This is a genomic window from Salmonella sp. NW177 (assembly GCF_051811585.1).
Taxonomy (GTDB): Bacteria; Pseudomonadota; Gammaproteobacteria; order Enterobacterales; family Enterobacteriaceae; genus Salmonella; species Salmonella enterica.
The window spans coordinates 474,757-489,200 of the sequence record NZ_JAMMZV010000001.1 but is presented as its reverse complement, the minus strand read 5'-3'; the positions used below and the strand labels follow the sequence as shown (position 1 = coordinate 489,200).

14 protein-coding genes are annotated in these 14,444 nt (G+C 53.7%); 8 read left to right on the top strand and 6 right to left on the bottom strand.

What is annotated here, in order from left to right:
- Positions 1 to 34: 34 nt before the first annotated feature.
- From minC to minE, 3 genes are read left to right on the top strand one after another with little or no spacing between them, the layout of a single operon-like run.
- Positions 35 to 742: a septum site-determining protein MinC gene (minC, locus tag NA986_RS02620; protein ID WP_000072527.1), complete on the top strand. Its 708-nt coding sequence runs from the start codon at positions 35 to 37 to the stop codon at positions 740 to 742.
- 23 nt (positions 743 to 765) lie between these two features.
- Complete coding sequence (minD, locus tag NA986_RS02615; protein ID WP_000101047.1) at positions 766 to 1,578, top strand: septum site-determining protein MinD; 813 nt, start codon at positions 766 to 768, stop codon at positions 1,576 to 1,578.
- Between the two features lie 3 nt (positions 1,579 to 1,581).
- A complete protein-coding gene (gene minE / locus NA986_RS02610; RefSeq protein WP_001185666.1) occupies positions 1,582 to 1,848 on the top strand; it encodes a cell division topological specificity factor MinE in 267 nt (88 codons plus the stop codon).
- Between the two features lie 121 nt (positions 1,849 to 1,969).
- Here the strand turns inward: minE and rnd are convergent, their stop codons facing one another.
- The 5 genes from rnd to NA986_RS02585 form a co-directional block, all read right to left on the bottom strand.
- Positions 1,970 to 3,097, bottom strand: a complete 1,128-nt coding sequence (gene rnd / locus NA986_RS02605) for a ribonuclease D (RefSeq protein WP_001109124.1) — start codon at positions 3,095 to 3,097, stop codon at positions 1,970 to 1,972.
- Positions 3,098 to 3,169: 72 nt separating this feature from the next.
- Positions 3,170 to 4,855 (bottom strand): long-chain-fatty-acid--CoA ligase FadD, encoded by a 1,686-nt coding sequence (gene fadD / locus NA986_RS02600; RefSeq protein ID WP_001532413.1) that lies wholly within the window; start codon positions 4,853 to 4,855, stop codon positions 3,170 to 3,172.
- Positions 4,856 to 5,059: 204 nt separating this feature from the next.
- Positions 5,060 to 5,641: a Slp family lipoprotein gene (locus tag NA986_RS02595; protein ID WP_023216509.1), complete on the bottom strand. Its 582-nt coding sequence runs from the start codon at positions 5,639 to 5,641 to the stop codon at positions 5,060 to 5,062.
- Positions 5,642 to 5,712: 71 nt separating this feature from the next.
- Positions 5,713 to 6,408, bottom strand: a complete 696-nt coding sequence (gene tsaB / locus NA986_RS02590) for a tRNA (adenosine(37)-N6)-threonylcarbamoyltransferase complex dimerization subunit type 1 TsaB (RefSeq protein WP_023216510.1) — start codon at positions 6,406 to 6,408, stop codon at positions 5,713 to 5,715.
- A gap of 57 nt (positions 6,409 to 6,465) precedes the next feature.
- On the bottom strand, positions 6,466 to 8,376 hold the full coding sequence (locus NA986_RS02585) for an ATP-dependent DNA helicase (RefSeq protein ID WP_023216511.1): 1,911 nt from the start codon (positions 8,374 to 8,376) through the stop codon (positions 6,466 to 6,468).
- A gap of 130 nt (positions 8,377 to 8,506) precedes the next feature.
- Here NA986_RS02585 and NA986_RS02580 point away from each other — a divergent pair, with 130 nt between their 5' ends.
- A complete protein-coding gene (locus tag NA986_RS02580) occupies positions 8,507 to 8,851 on the top strand; it encodes a RidA family protein (RefSeq protein WP_000029550.1) in 345 nt (114 codons plus the stop codon).
- A gap of 5 nt (positions 8,852 to 8,856) precedes the next feature.
- Here the strand turns inward: NA986_RS02580 and NA986_RS02575 are convergent, their stop codons facing one another.
- Positions 8,857 to 9,036 (bottom strand): YoaH family protein, encoded by a 180-nt coding sequence (locus NA986_RS02575; protein WP_000457328.1) that lies wholly within the window; start codon positions 9,034 to 9,036, stop codon positions 8,857 to 8,859.
- Between the two features lie 80 nt (positions 9,037 to 9,116).
- Here NA986_RS02575 and pabB point away from each other — a divergent pair, with 80 nt between their 5' ends.
- The 4 genes from pabB (at position 9,117) to NA986_RS02555 (ending at position 14,430) form a co-directional block, all read left to right on the top strand.
- Entirely contained in the window at positions 9,117 to 10,481 is a 1,365-nt protein-coding gene (pabB, locus tag NA986_RS02570) for an aminodeoxychorismate synthase component 1 (protein WP_077911547.1), read from the top strand.
- A gap of 3 nt (positions 10,482 to 10,484) precedes the next feature.
- Positions 10,485 to 11,063 (top strand): CoA pyrophosphatase, encoded by a 579-nt coding sequence (locus tag NA986_RS02565; RefSeq protein WP_000381531.1) that lies wholly within the window; start codon positions 10,485 to 10,487, stop codon positions 11,061 to 11,063.
- 263 nt (positions 11,064 to 11,326) lie between these two features.
- Positions 11,327 to 12,691 (top strand): L-serine ammonia-lyase, encoded by a 1,365-nt coding sequence (gene sdaA / locus NA986_RS02560; RefSeq protein ID WP_000624277.1) that lies wholly within the window; start codon positions 11,327 to 11,329, stop codon positions 12,689 to 12,691.
- A gap of 137 nt (positions 12,692 to 12,828) precedes the next feature.
- Positions 12,829 to 14,430 carry an EAL domain-containing protein gene (locus NA986_RS02555; protein WP_023206803.1) on the top strand — a complete coding sequence of 534 codons (1,602 nt, stop codon included), beginning with the start codon at positions 12,829 to 12,831 and terminating at the stop codon, positions 14,428 to 14,430.
- The last annotated feature ends 14 nt before the right edge of the window (positions 14,431 to 14,444 follow it).

Below are 14,444 nucleotides of genomic sequence, written 5' to 3'. Positions count from 1 at the left end.
GGAGATGATAAATAGCAAATTGAGTAAGGCCAGGATGTCAAACACGCCAATCGAGCTTAAAGGCAGTAGCTTCACCTTATCAGTGGTTCATTTGCATGAAGCGGAACCAGAGGTTATTCGTCAGGCGTTAGAAGACAAAATAGCGCAGGCTCCTGCGTTTTTAAAACACGCCCCTGTCGTTATTAACGTTAGCGGTCTCGAAAGCCCGGTAAACTGGCCGGAACTGCATAAGATCGTGACCTCAACCGGCTTACGCATTATCGGCGTGAGCGGCTGTAAAGACGCCAGCCTGAAAGTAGAAATCGATCGGATGGGTCTTCCTTTACTGACTGAAGGTAAAGAGAAAGCGGTTCGGCCTGCGCCCGTTGAGCCGGCAACGCCCAGCGAGCCGCCGCAAAACGCTAATCCCATCACAAAAACGCGATTAATTGATGTTCCGGTTCGTTCCGGTCAGCGCATTTATGCTCCACAATGTGATCTGATTGTTACAAGTCACGTCAGCGCTGGCGCAGAGCTTATCGCTGACGGCAATATCCATGTCTATGGCATGATGAGAGGTCGCGCGCTGGCAGGGGCGAGCGGCGATCGGGAAGCGCAAATTTTTTGTACCCATCTGACGGCAGAACTGGTCTCTATCGCAGGTGTTTACTGGCTGAGTGATAAAATCCCGGCAGAATTTTATGGCAAAGCGGCGCGCCTGCGTTTAGCAGACAACGCTTTGACAGTTCAACCGTTGAATTGATCCCTTTTTAACAAGGAATTTTTATGGCACGCATTATTGTTGTTACTTCGGGTAAAGGGGGCGTTGGCAAGACCACCTCCAGCGCGGCCATCGCTACAGGTTTGGCCCAGAAGGGAAAGAAAACTGTCGTCATTGATTTTGATATCGGACTGCGTAACCTCGATCTGATTATGGGGTGCGAACGTCGTGTCGTTTACGATTTTGTAAACGTCATTCAGGGCGATGCGACACTGAATCAGGCGCTGATCAAAGATAAGCGTACTGAAAATCTCTTCATTCTTCCGGCGTCGCAGACCCGGGATAAAGACGCGCTAACGCGCGAAGGCGTCGCTAAGGTACTGGACTCACTGAAAGCGATGGACTTTGAGTTCATCGTTTGCGACTCGCCGGCGGGTATCGAAACCGGGGCGCTGATGGCGCTCTATTTTGCCGATGAAGCGATCATCACGACTAACCCGGAAGTCTCTTCTGTCCGTGACTCGGACCGTATTCTGGGTATTCTGGCATCGAAATCTCGTCGCGCAGAAAATGGCGAAGAACCGATTAAAGAACATCTCCTGTTGACGCGCTACAATCCAGGCCGCGTCAATAAAGGCGACATGCTCAGCATGGAAGATGTACTGGAGATTCTGCGTATTAAACTCGTCGGGGTGATCCCGGAAGATCAATCCGTACTGCGCGCATCGAACCAGGGCGAACCGGTGATTCTTGACGCCACTGCGGATGCGGGTAAAGCCTATGCAGATACCGTAGATCGTCTGTTGGGAGAAGAACGTCCTTTCCGCTTCATTGAAGAAGAGAAGAAAGGTTTCCTCAAACGCCTGTTCGGAGGATAAATTATGGCATTACTGGATTTTTTTCTCTCGCGGAAAAAGAGTACCGCTAATATTGCAAAAGAGCGGTTGCAAATCATTGTCGCGGAACGTCGCCGTAGCGATGCCGAACCGCATTATTTACCGCAGTTACGTAAAGATATTCTTGAGGTCATTTGTAAATACGTACAAATCGATCCGGAAATGGTTACCGTCCAGCTTGAGCAAAAAGATGGTGATATCTCCATCCTTGAACTTAACGTAACGCTGCCGGAAGCCGAAGAGTCAAAATAAGCTCTTTTATGGGAAAATTCCTGGATTAAAAAAGGCAGAAGAATCTGCCTTTTTTATTTTTTTACATTATTCCGAATACGGACATTTATTTCACTGGCCGTTTTCCCGGCAATTACCGTCGTTAACGCGGGTACTCCTGCAACAGAAGAGTTAACTTCTCCGCCATCAGTTCGGCGCGCCAGCCGGAAATCAATTCCGGTTGCCCATTTTGCGGTTTTAATTTCCAGTGCCAGTTAAGCAACTGATTAATCTGCCGACGCGATGCCAGTAGCTCGCCGCTGACGTGATGCGACGCGCTCACCTCCGCCACCAGCGCTTTGATGGCCTTAAACGCTTTGCGATAGCCCGGCATGTCCATCAGATTCAACAGGGGTTCCGGCAATGCCTCTTCCGGTAACGCCTGTGCTTTCGCCACCAGCGATATCAACGTCTTGCCGTGAAAACGAATCTCGCTGCCGGAAAGCCCCAGGCTATCCAGCTCACCGAGACTGCCCGGCATATAACGCGCGACCGCCCACAGGTTTTCTTCACGCACAACAAAGTTCACCGCCATATCGCGCTCACGCGCCTTACGTAGCCGCCAGTCAGCTAAAAGTTGCAGACAGGCTAACTGGCGGGTACGCAGTTGCCAGGCATTAGTGATATCCCGCCATGCTTCTTCCGGCGCCTGAATCTCCTGACGACGCTGCTGCATCAATCGGCATTCATCAAGCGCGGCAGGCAGCCATCCTGCGGCTTCAGTTTCAATCATCAGCTTTTTGGCGATCGGTAACAGATACCAGACATCCGCCGCCGCGTATTCACACTGACGTTCGCTTAAAGGCCGGGCTAACCAGTCGGTACGAGACTCGCTTTTATCCAGCGCCACGCCCGTATACTCTTCTACCATCGCCGCAAACCCCCACGACAGCGGGCGCCCGCAAAACGCCGCCAGAATTTGCGTATCAATCAGGGGTTCCGGCAGTTCGCCAAACGCATTCAGAAATACTTCCAGATCTTCGCTACCCGCGTGCAGAAATTTGGTGATTCCCGTATCGCGCAGCACCGCTTTTAACGGCGACCAGTCGCTGATGCCGAGCGGATCGATCAGGGCGACATTTGCCCCGTCAAATAACTGTATCAATCCTAACTGCGGGTAATAGGTGCGGGTACGGACAAATTCCGTATCTAAAGCAATAGCCGGACATGCGCGGACAGCCTCACACAGGCTCGCCAGCGCATCGTCCGTTTCAATCATTTGGTAATTCAAATCGTGTTCTCTTTGGTTCGCGCCAAAAAAAACGCCGGCTTAACCGGCGTCTCTCGTTAGCTGACTTAACGCTCAGGCTTTATTGTCTACTTTGCCACGGGCTTCGTCACGCAGTTCTCGTCGTAAAATTTTCCCAACGTTAGATTTTGGTAATTCCTCGCGAAACTCTACCTGTTTGGGCACCTTATATCCGGTCAGATGGCGACGGCAGAAGGTGATCAACGCATCGTCAGTCAATGCCGGATCTTTCTTAACCACAAAAAGCTTCACCGCTTCGCCGCTACTACCGGAAGGCACGCCAACCGCCGCGACTTCCTGCACGCCAGAATGCTGCATCACCACATCTTCAATTTCGTTTGGATAAACGTTGAAACCAGAAACCAGAATCATATCTTTCTTACGATCGACAATCCGCAGAAAGCCCTCTTCATCCATAACCGCAATATCGCCCGTATGCAGCCAGCCATCTTTAATGATTTCATCCGTCGCGTCAGGACGCTGCCAGTATCCCAGCATAACCTGCGGGCCTTTCACGCAAAGCTCTCCGGCCTCACCCGGCGCGACTTCGTTATCATCGTCATCCACCAGTTTGGCTTCTGTTGAAGGCACTGGCAGGCCGATACTGCCGCTGTGATAATCAATATCATGCGGGTTGACGCTCACCAGCGGGGCGCACTCGGTCAGCCCGTAGCCTTCCAGCAGGTATTGCCCGGTCAGCTTTACCCAACGTTCCGCAACGACGTTTTGCACCGGCATCCCGCCGCCGGCTGACAGATGCAGCGAAGAAAAATCCAGCTGTTGAAACTCTTTATTATTGAGCAGAGCGTTGAATAGCGTATTAACGCCAGTCATCGCCGTAAATGGATATTTCGCCAGCTCCTTGACCAGGCCGGGGATATCACGCGGATTGGTAATCAGCAGGTTTTGCCCACCCAGCTCGATAAAAAGCAGACAGTTCATGGTTAAGGCAAAAATGTGATACAGCGGCAGCGCGGTCACTACCAGCTCTTTCCCCGGGTGCAGCAGCGGCCCATAGGTCGCTTTCACCTGCTCCAGATTCGCCAGCATATTGCGGTGGGTCAACATCGCGCCTTTCGCCACGCCCGTCGTACCGCCGGTATATTGCAGGAAAGCCAGATCTTCAGCGACAACCTCGGGTTTTACATACTGCATACGGTAGCCATGCTGTAGCGCGCTGCGAAACGAGATCGCATCTGGCAAGTGGTATTTTGGCACCAGACGCTTGATGTATTTCACGACAAAGTTAACAACCGTACCTTTGGCGGTAGAAAGCTGGTCGCCCATCCGCGTCAGAATAACGTGCTGTACCGACGTTTTCTCGACCACTTTTTCCAGCGTATGGGCAAAGTTAGAAACAATAATGATTGCCGCCGCGCCGCTATCGTTAAGCTGATGCTCAAGTTCGCGCGGCGTGTAAAGCGGATTAACGTTCACCACAATCATGCCGGCGCGTAAAATACCAAATAGCGCGACGGGATACTGCAACAGGTTTGGCATCATCAGCGCCACACGGTCGCCTTTTTTGAGTCCCAGCCCTTGTTGTAAATAAGCCGCAAATGCCCGACTACGTTCTTCTAATTTGCGGAAGGTCATTACCTCCCCCATATTGACGAACGCAGGCTGATCGGCATAGCGCGTCGCCGCATGTTCAAACAGTTCAACCAGGGATTGATAACGGTCAGGGTTGATCTCCGCCGGAACATCAGCAGGATAACGGTTAAGCCAAACCTTCTTCAATGCATCACCTCTAAAATGAGTGTTCGTCGTCATCACAACCCCAGTTAATAAACAAGTCGTTAACATTATATTAACTCAGCGTACCAGTTTATTAATTACGCAACTGAAAGGTTGCGAAGCGCGTCACTATTTATTTTTATTATGTCTCTATGAATGCAGAAACAGCGGACCAGCCGCTGTTTCTTTTATTGATAAAACAAAGAGTTACTCTGTTACTATCGTCTGAACCTCTGCGGGTCCAGGGTTATACCACCCCCAACCGCCATAGCCATAAGGCCAGGCGCGTCCGCCGTAAAACCACGGATCGATCGGCTGTGGAGGCATGACGACCTGCTGAACAAGATGCCAGCGTTTATAGCCGGTAGCCTGCATCAGCATAAATTTATACGGCGTATTGCCGATTTTACCGTCAACCGTGCCGGTTATCGGGCCGACAACGGTAACTAACTGGCCACGGAAGTCCACCGGGTCCAGAAAACCGTTCACATCGGCAAAAATTCTGCCGCGCGAGGCTTCGCCCAGAACAGGACGCGCGCCGCTGTCGAGCGGTACGGTCGCGATTTCAAGCCGGGTTTTTCCCTGCTGATTTTGTACCGCCACAACTTTGCCGCCCAAACGCGCCTCTTGCCCGATATAGAGCTGTGGCGCATTCATCACCCGCACCAAATCCTGCTGCGGCGTCGGACTCGAACCTTTAATGGCATCCGGGATAGTCACGCAACCGCTCAGCATAAGCGCAAAAGCGCACGCCAGCGCCCCTTTTATTAACCGTTTTTGAACCGCCATGATGCGACTCCTTTTTCTCGACCTCTATTCCACCCCACAGCATAAAGTATGGGGGGTAATAGTAGTGAGAGTCATTCTTTGCCGGGAAGTTTCTTCCACGCCACTTCGTTACGCAAATAAACCGGCTCGGCATGTTCCACGGCAACGGTCTCTCCTGCCGCCAGCTTTTGACTGGCGATGGGTAACATATCTTCCGCTGCCGGGAGCGACACCTCCCCATAATGAAGCGTCAGGCCGCACTCCTTCGCCAGATCGGGCCACGCGGACCAACCCGTTCCTACGGTCGCCCACTCGCCGGAAAGCTGTTTCAACCGCTCGCCGACCCGTTCCGGTTTCAGCACCGCTTCCGTCTCTTCGCCCTGCCAGACGCCCTGCGCATCACGCTGGTATTCCGCCCAGTACACTTCGCCCATCCGCGCGTCAATCGCAGCGAGTACGCGGGTCGCGCCAGTTTTACGCCATGCGCCCTGCGCCATCGTGGCAAGCGTCGAAACACCGATCATCGGCAGATTTGCCCCTAACGCCAGCCCTTGCGCAATACCAATACCGATACGCACGCCGGTAAAGCTGCCCGGACCGCGCCCAAACGCCAGCGCATCTATCTCATTGAGCGAGGCGCCGCTGGCGGCCAGAATCTCCTGCACCATGGGCAGGATACGTTGAGTGTGTTCTCGTGGACAAAGCTCAAAGTGAGCATTGATAGTACCGTTGTTCCACAGGGCGACAGAACAGGCCTCTGTGGCGGTATCGATAGCCAGAATTCGCATGAGGTTTCGTGCTTAGATCAATAAAATAGCGCGCATCTTACCATACTCCGTAACAAATTACTCGGCGGATGGAATCGCAAGAAAGCGAACGGCACGGGCGATATCACGCGTGCGCGGCGCAGGAGGCAGGCTGGCGAGAAACGTGGCGCCATAGGGCCGCATCACCAGCCGGTTATCACAAATCACTAACACCCCGCGATCGTCCGCATCGCGAATTAGCCGCCCCACCCCCTGCTTCAGCGTAATCACCGCATCGGGCAGTTGAACCTCATCAAACGGATCGCCACCGCGCAAACGACAGTCTTCCATTCGCGCTTTTAACAACGGGTCGTCCGGGGAAGTAAACGGCAATTTGTCGATAATCACCAACGATAACGTATCGCCGCGCACGTCCACCCCTTCCCAGAAGCTGCTGGTGGCGACGAGCAGCGCGTTTCCGGCGCTAACAAATTGCTGTAACAGTTGGCCTTTACTGGTTTCCCCTTGCAATAATACTGGCAGCGTCATGGTGGCGCGAAACTGCTCCGCCAGATCGCGCATCATGGCGTGCGAGGTGCACAGCATAAAACATCGCCCGTTATTGGCTTCGATAATCGGCCTGAGCATAGCCGCCAACTGTCGCGCCGCGCCGGGCTGGTTGGTTTGCGGTAGGTTACGCGGTACGCAGAGTAACGCCTGGCGCGTATAGTCGAATGGGCTGGGCAGTAGCATGGATTCTGCCTGTTCAATTCCCAGACGGGCGGTAAAGTGGTGAAGATCATCATTTACCGACAACGTGGCCGAGGTAAAAATCCAGCTACCGGGCTTCTGTTCCATCACCTCTTTGAATTTGTCCGCCACGGTGAGCGGCGTCAGCGCCAGGGTGAAATGGCGCGAGGTGCACTCATACCAGTAGCTGTATCCCGGCTGATTGATCTCTTTTAAGCGTTTCAGCCGTGAACGGTATAGCGTGGCGCGTTCAAAAGCCGCATCCAGCAGCGCTGAACGACCCAGCGACAGCTTCGCCACGTCGTAACAAAGCTCCAGCGTATCATCCAGCATTAAAAATGCCCGTTGGATACGTGGGTCGGCTAACAGTTCACGCAAATTTCCCCGGTAGCCGGGCTCCCCCAGTTGCAGACGAAAATCCTGGGCGCTCTGGGCAAGGCGATCGGCGCATTTTTGCAACTGTTGAGTGTCTTTCAGTTCCGTCCGGTAGGCGATGGTGATGTCTTTTGCTAAATCCAGCAACTGACGGCTGGAGAGCGATTGTCCGAAATACTGGCTGGCGATGTCAGGCAGTTGGTGGGCTTCATCGAAGATCATTACTTCAGCCTGAGGGATAAGTTCGCCAAACCCGCTCTCTTTAACCACCATATCCGCAAGAAAAAGGTGGTGGTTTACAATCACCACATCCGCGTCCATCGCCTTTTTACGCGCTTTCACCACAAAGCACTCTTTGTAGAGCGGGCAATCGCTGCCAAGGCAGTTGTCGTTGGTACTGGTGACCAGCGGCCAGGCCTGGGAATCCTCCGCCACGCTGACGCAGGTGCTGATATCGCCATCCCGCGTCTGATTTGACCAGGAGCGCAGCAATATCACGTCGCTTAACGTTTGTACCGGTAAATCGCCGCCCGCCAGCGCTTGTTGTTCCAGCCGCTCCAGGCAGAGGTAGTTTGAACGTCCTTTCAACAGGGCCGTCTTACCGGTAAATGCCAACGCTTTTGCTACCGTCGGCAGATCGCGGCTGTAGAGTTGATCCTGCAACGCTTTCGACCCGGTCGAAATAATGACTTTTTTCCCGGCGCGCAACGCCGGAGCGAGGTAAGCATAGGTCTTCCCGGTTCCGGTGCCGGCTTCAACAACCAGAGGCTGCGCATTTTCAATCGCTTGTGTTACGGCAACCGCCATTTGCCGCTGTGGTTCGCGCGGTTTAAAGCCAGTTATCGCTTTGGCCAGTTGGCCATCTGCTGCAAAATCGTCCGTCACACTGCCCCCTGTTAATTTGCACAGGGATTATGTCAGGGTAGAAAGGCTTACGCCAGTTACAGAGGTGACGGCGGCGCCACATTGTGGCAGTCTTGAGCCATTCAAATGGAAAGCAAATGAGGAATAAGTAATGTCTATCGTGCGTATTGATGCCGAAGATCGTTGGTCAGACGTGGTGATCTACAATAATACGCTGTGGTATACCGGCGTGCCGGAAAACCTGGACGCCGATGCTTTTGAGCAAACGGCGAATACTCTGGCGCAAATTGATGCGGTGCTGGAAAAACAGGGCTCCAGTAAGTCACGTATTCTGGATGCCACTATTTTCCTGAGCGATAAAGCGGATTTTGCCGCCATGAATAAGGCGTGGGATGCGTGGGTCGTCGCAGGCCATGCGCCGGTACGCTGTACCGTACAGGCCGGGTTGATGAATCCGAAATATAAAGTTGAGATTAAGATTGTCGCGGCGGTATAAGCCGGTTATTCGTCTTCATCCTCAAAACGCGCCACTATCCGTTCGCCGGTATGGTTGGCGCGAAGTTCGCCCGCCACCTGGGCAATCGCTTCTCCGCTACTCATACCTTGCGACATCAATTCCTGGATACGTTCTACGGCTTTTTGCTGTTGTTCATGACTGAGTGAAGGTAAACCTGCAAACATGATTAACTCCTGCTAAATTGTTAGCGCTAATTATTTCACGCTACCCGGCGGTAAGCCAGTAGTGTTGTAACGAGTCAGGAATGATGAAGACGTTATCTCCCACTGTTATCACCTTACCCTGGCGTCCGGACGCCGCTGAACACTATTTTGCGCCCGTAAACCATTTGCCCTGGGCGATGCTGCTGCATTCAGGTGATGCTATTCATCCCTATAACCGCTTTGATATTCTGGTCGCCGATCCTGTCACCACGCTGACCACGCGCGCGCAGGAAACCACGGTATGTACTGCGCGCACGACTACCGTCACTCTCGACGATCCGTTACACGTTTTGCAGACTCAACTGGAGGCGCTGCCTTTTCATCCTCAGCCTGACCCTGACTTACCCTTTCAGGGCGGCGCGCTGGGTCTGTTTGGTTATGATTTAGGGCGGCGTTTCGAAATTCTGCCCGATACTGCCGCGCGCGATATCGCTTTACCCGATATGGCGATTGGCCTTTACGACTGGGCGCTGATTGTCGATCACCAAAAACAGGTGGTGTCGCTGATAAGCTATCACGATGCAGACGCCCGATATCGCTGGCTCACCAGCCAGCGCGCGCCAACCCGAACGCCCTTCAGGCTTACCTCGGCCTGGCAATCCAATATGACGCGTTGCGAGTATGGCGAGAAGTTTCGTCAGGTGCAGGCCTGGCTGCACAGCGGGGACTGCTATCAGGTCAATCTTTCCCAGCGTTTTCAGGCGAGCTACGAGGGTGATGAGTGGCAGGCATTCGAACGCCTTAACCGCGCAAATCGCGCCCCGTTCAGCGCCTTTCTTCGTTTACATGACGGCGCCATATTGAGCCTTTCTCCCGAGCGTTTTATCCAACTGGAGAATGGTCATATCCAGACGCGCCCGATCAAAGGTACGCTTCCACGGCTTAACGATCCGCAGGCGGATCGTCAGCAGGCGCAGAAACTGGCCAACTCAATGAAAGATCGCGCTGAAAATTTGATGATCGTCGATTTGATGCGTAACGATATTGGCCGGGTCGCCGTACCTGGTTCGGTGAAAGTGCCGGAACTGTTCGTCGTCGAACCATTTCCTGCCGTTCACCATCTGGTTAGCACCATTACCGCCCGTTTACCGGACTCGCTTCATGCTACCGACCTGCTGCGCGCCGCTTTCCCCGGCGGCTCCATTACCGGCGCGCCTAAAGTGCGGGCAATGGAAATTATCGACGAACTGGAGCCGCAGCGACGCAACGCCTGGTGCGGTAGCATCGGTTATCTGAGTTTCTGCGGCAAGATGGATACCAGTATTACTATCCGCACCGTCACGGCAACGCAGGGCCAACTCTATTGCTCAGCCGGCGGCGGTATCGTGGCCGATAGCAAGGAAGAAGCGGAATATCAGGAAACTTTTGATAAAGTTAATCGTATCCTGCACCCACTGGAGAACTAATACGTGGATACCAGCCGTCTGACGCTCGATCATTTCTTATCGCGCTTTCAGCTTTTGCGCCCGCAGATAACTCATGAAACGTTAAACCAACGTCAGGCCGCCGTACTGATCCCTGTGGTTCGCCGCCCCCAACCGGGGCTGCTGTTGACCCAGCGGGCTATTCATCTGCGCAAACACGCCGGACAGGTCGCCTTTCCCGGCGGGGCCGTGGACAGTACCGATGCTTCGCTTATCGCCGCAGCGCTTCGCGAAGCGCAGGAGGAAGTCGCCATCCCGCCGCAAGCCGTGGAAGTGATTGGCGTTTTACCGCCGGTAGACAGCGTGACCGGTTTTCAGGTCACCCCGGTGGTCGGCATTATTCCGCCAAATCTCCCCTGGCGCGCCAGTGAAGACGAAGTGTCTGCGGTGTTTGAAATGCCGCTGGCGCAAGCGTTGCAACTGGGTCGATATCATCCGCTTGATGTTTACCGTCGCGGCAATTCGCACCGCGTATGGCTCTCCTGGTATGAGCATTATTTCGTCTGGGGCATGACCGCAAACATTCTTCGTGAGCTGGCGCTGCAAATCGGCGTAAAGCCCTGACTGTACACAACGCCATTCACGTTGCCTCAAGGCGGTAACAATCGCCTCCCCCAAAGAGGCAGCCTGAAGGGCAACGTGTATATACTTAACTTTACGCGCGCAAGACACGACTTGAGATTACTGTCGCAATATTAGTAAAAACGCGGTTATTCATTAGTTTAATTCATGTGAATAGTTAAGCTGATGCCAGCGTTCCCTCTTACACTATGCGCAGTTATAACATCGTAACCGGAAGCCCCGGTTGCCCTGTCAGGAGTATTATCGTGATTAGCCTATTCGACATGTTTAAGGTAGGGATTGGTCCCTCCTCTTCCCACACTGTTGGCCCGATGAAGGCCGGTAAACAGTTCGTCGATGACCTGGTCGAAAAAGGATTACTGGATAACGTTACCCGCGTCGCTGTCGATGTCTACGGCTCGCTGTCGCTGACGGGGAAAGGTCACCATACCGATATCGCCATTATTATGGGTCTGGCGGGTAATGAACCCGCTACCGTGGATATTGATAGTATCCCCGGTTTTATTCGCGACGTCGAAACGCGCGAGCGTCTGTTACTGGCCCAGGGACGTCACGAAGTCGACTTCCCGAAAGATGACGGAATGCGTTTTCACAACGGCAATTTGCCGCTGCATGAAAACGGGATGCAGATCCACGCCTGGCATGACGACACGGTCATTTATAGCAAGACGTACTATTCCATCGGCGGCGGCTTTATCGTTGATGAAGAGCATTTCGGCCAGGAAGCGACGAATGAGGTTACTGTACCTTATCCGTTTAAATCGGCGAAAGAAATGCTGGAGTATTGCAACAGTACCGGCCTTTCACTCTCCGGCATGGTGATGCAAAACGAACTGGCGCTGCATAGCAAGAAAGAGATTGAAGAGTATTTCGGTCACGTCTGGCAGACCATGCAGGCCTGTATTGATCGCGGTATGAATACCGAAGGCGTGCTGCCGGGGCCGCTGCGCGTACCGCGTCGCGCCTCCGCGCTGCGTCGTATGCTGGTTTCCAGCGATAAGCTTTCCAGCGATCCGATGAACGTCATTGACTGGGTGAATATGTTTGCTCTGGCGGTGAACGAAGAGAACGCCGCAGGCGGCCGCGTCGTGACGGCGCCAACCAATGGCGCGTGCGGCATCGTTCCTGCGGTACTGGCTTACTACGACCATTTTATTGAATCAGTCAGCCCGGATATTTACACCCGCTACTTCCTGGCGGCAGGCGCTATTGGCGCGCTGTATAAGATGAACGCGTCTATTTCCGGCGCGGAAGTCGGCTGTCAGGGAGAAGTCGGGGTCGCCTGTTCGATGGCGGCGGCAGGCCTTGCTGAATTGTTGGGCGCCAGCCCGGAACAGGTTTGCGTTGCCGCTGAAATCGGCATGGAGCATAACCTGGGGCTGACCTGCGACCCGGTTGCCGGTCAGGTGCAGGTGCCGTGTATTGAGCGTAACGCCATTGCTTCGGTTAAAGCGATCAACGCTGCGCGTATGGCCATGCGTCGAACCAGCGCGCCGCGTGTCTCGCTGGATAAAGTCATCGAAACGATGTACGAGACCGGAAAAGACATGAACGCCAAATACCGTGAAACGTCGCGCGGCGGGTTGGCCATTAAAGTCCAGTGTGATTAAACGCCATTTCCCCTCCCTTCGCCCATCTGCTACGGATGGGCGAAATTTTTATCTCTTCCTCGTCGACTCCACATTTCCCCACTACACTTGCTGTGTCGCGGTTGGCTTTTGTCGCCAACGCTTATTGGGCGGCCCGCATGCAAACAGCACAACGGATCATCAATCATTATCGCCGTAATCGTTTCATTGTTTGCACGATTTGTGCACTGGTCACGCTCATTCTTACGCTGAGTATCCGATTTATTTCGGAGCGGAACTTAAATCACCATCGCACGGTTGCATTCGCGAATCATGCCGTTGATGCGCTGGATAATGTGCTGCATCCTCTCCTGGTCGGACGAAACATACTGCTACCCTTGCTTGAGCTTCCGTGCGCGACCGCGCATTTGCCGTTGCGTAAGCAAGCCGCCCGCCTGCAAACCATTCGTTCTATCGGGCTGGTAAAAGAGGGAATTCTCTACTGCTCAAGCATTTTTGGCGCCCGTAATACTCCCATACGCCAGCTTCAACCCGATCTTCCCGCAGCTGGCGATCTGCTGCTACTTTCCACGGATCAATCGTTACTCAAGGGAAGCCCGATCCTCATTCAGTGGTATCCCGCCTCTGCCGATGGCCAGGATGGCGTGATGGAAATTGTGAATATTGACTTGCTGGCGACCATGCTACTTGAGCCACAGCAGCCGCAAATTACCAGCGCCAGCCTGACGGTCGGCAAACGGCACCTGTTATATGGTCGGGGCGTGGTCGATACTCTTCCAGAATTAAAAAAAGATGAAGAGCGTTACCAGCTTTCATCGCGGCATTTCCCTTTTACTATCAGCGTCAGCGGGCCGTCGGCAGGCGTACTGGCGTTCAAACATCTCCCGACGCAGTTACCGCTGGCCGTATTGCTTAGCCTGTTGATCGGTTATATCGCCTGGCTGGCAACGGCCAGCAGAATGAGCTTTTCCTGGGAGATTAATTTGGCCCTTGCCGAACGGGAGTTTGAGCTATTTTGTCAGCCGTTGCTTAATGCCCGCACGCAGCAGTGTACCGGCGTTGAGATCCTGTTACGCTGGAACAACCCGCGCCAGGGCTGGATCTCTCCGGATGTTTTTATTCCTATCGCCGAAGAGCATAACCTGATAGCGCCGCTGACCCGCTATGTGATTGCGGAAACCATTCGGCAGCGGCACTACTTCCCCATCAACCATCAGTTTCATATCGGCATCAATGTGGCGGCAAGCCATTTCCGACACGGCGTGCTTCTCAAGGATCTTAATCAGTACTGGTTTAGTGCGGAACCTGTTCAGCAACTGGTGCTGGAGCTCACGGAACGCGACGCGTTGCTTGACGTTGATTACCGCCTGATGCGCGAGCTGCATCGTAAAGGCGTGAAGTTAGCCATCGATGATTTTGGCACAGGAAACAGCTCGCTCTCCTGGTTGGAAAAACTGCGGCCGGATATTTTGAAAATCGATAAATCCTTCACCGCGGCCATCGGTACCGATGCGGTCAATTCAACGGTGACCGATATTATTATCGCGCTAGGGCAGAGACTGAATATTGAACTGGTGGCGGAAGGGGTCGAAAACCAGACGCAGGCACAGCATTTGCGCCAGCATGGCGTGCAAATGTTACAGGGCTATCTCTATGCGAAGCCGATGCCCATTAGCGAATTTCCACAGTGGCTGGCGGGCAGCGCGCCGCCGCCCACCCGGCATAACGGACAGATTATGTCCGCGATGCCGCATCTATAGACTTGATTCCTGCG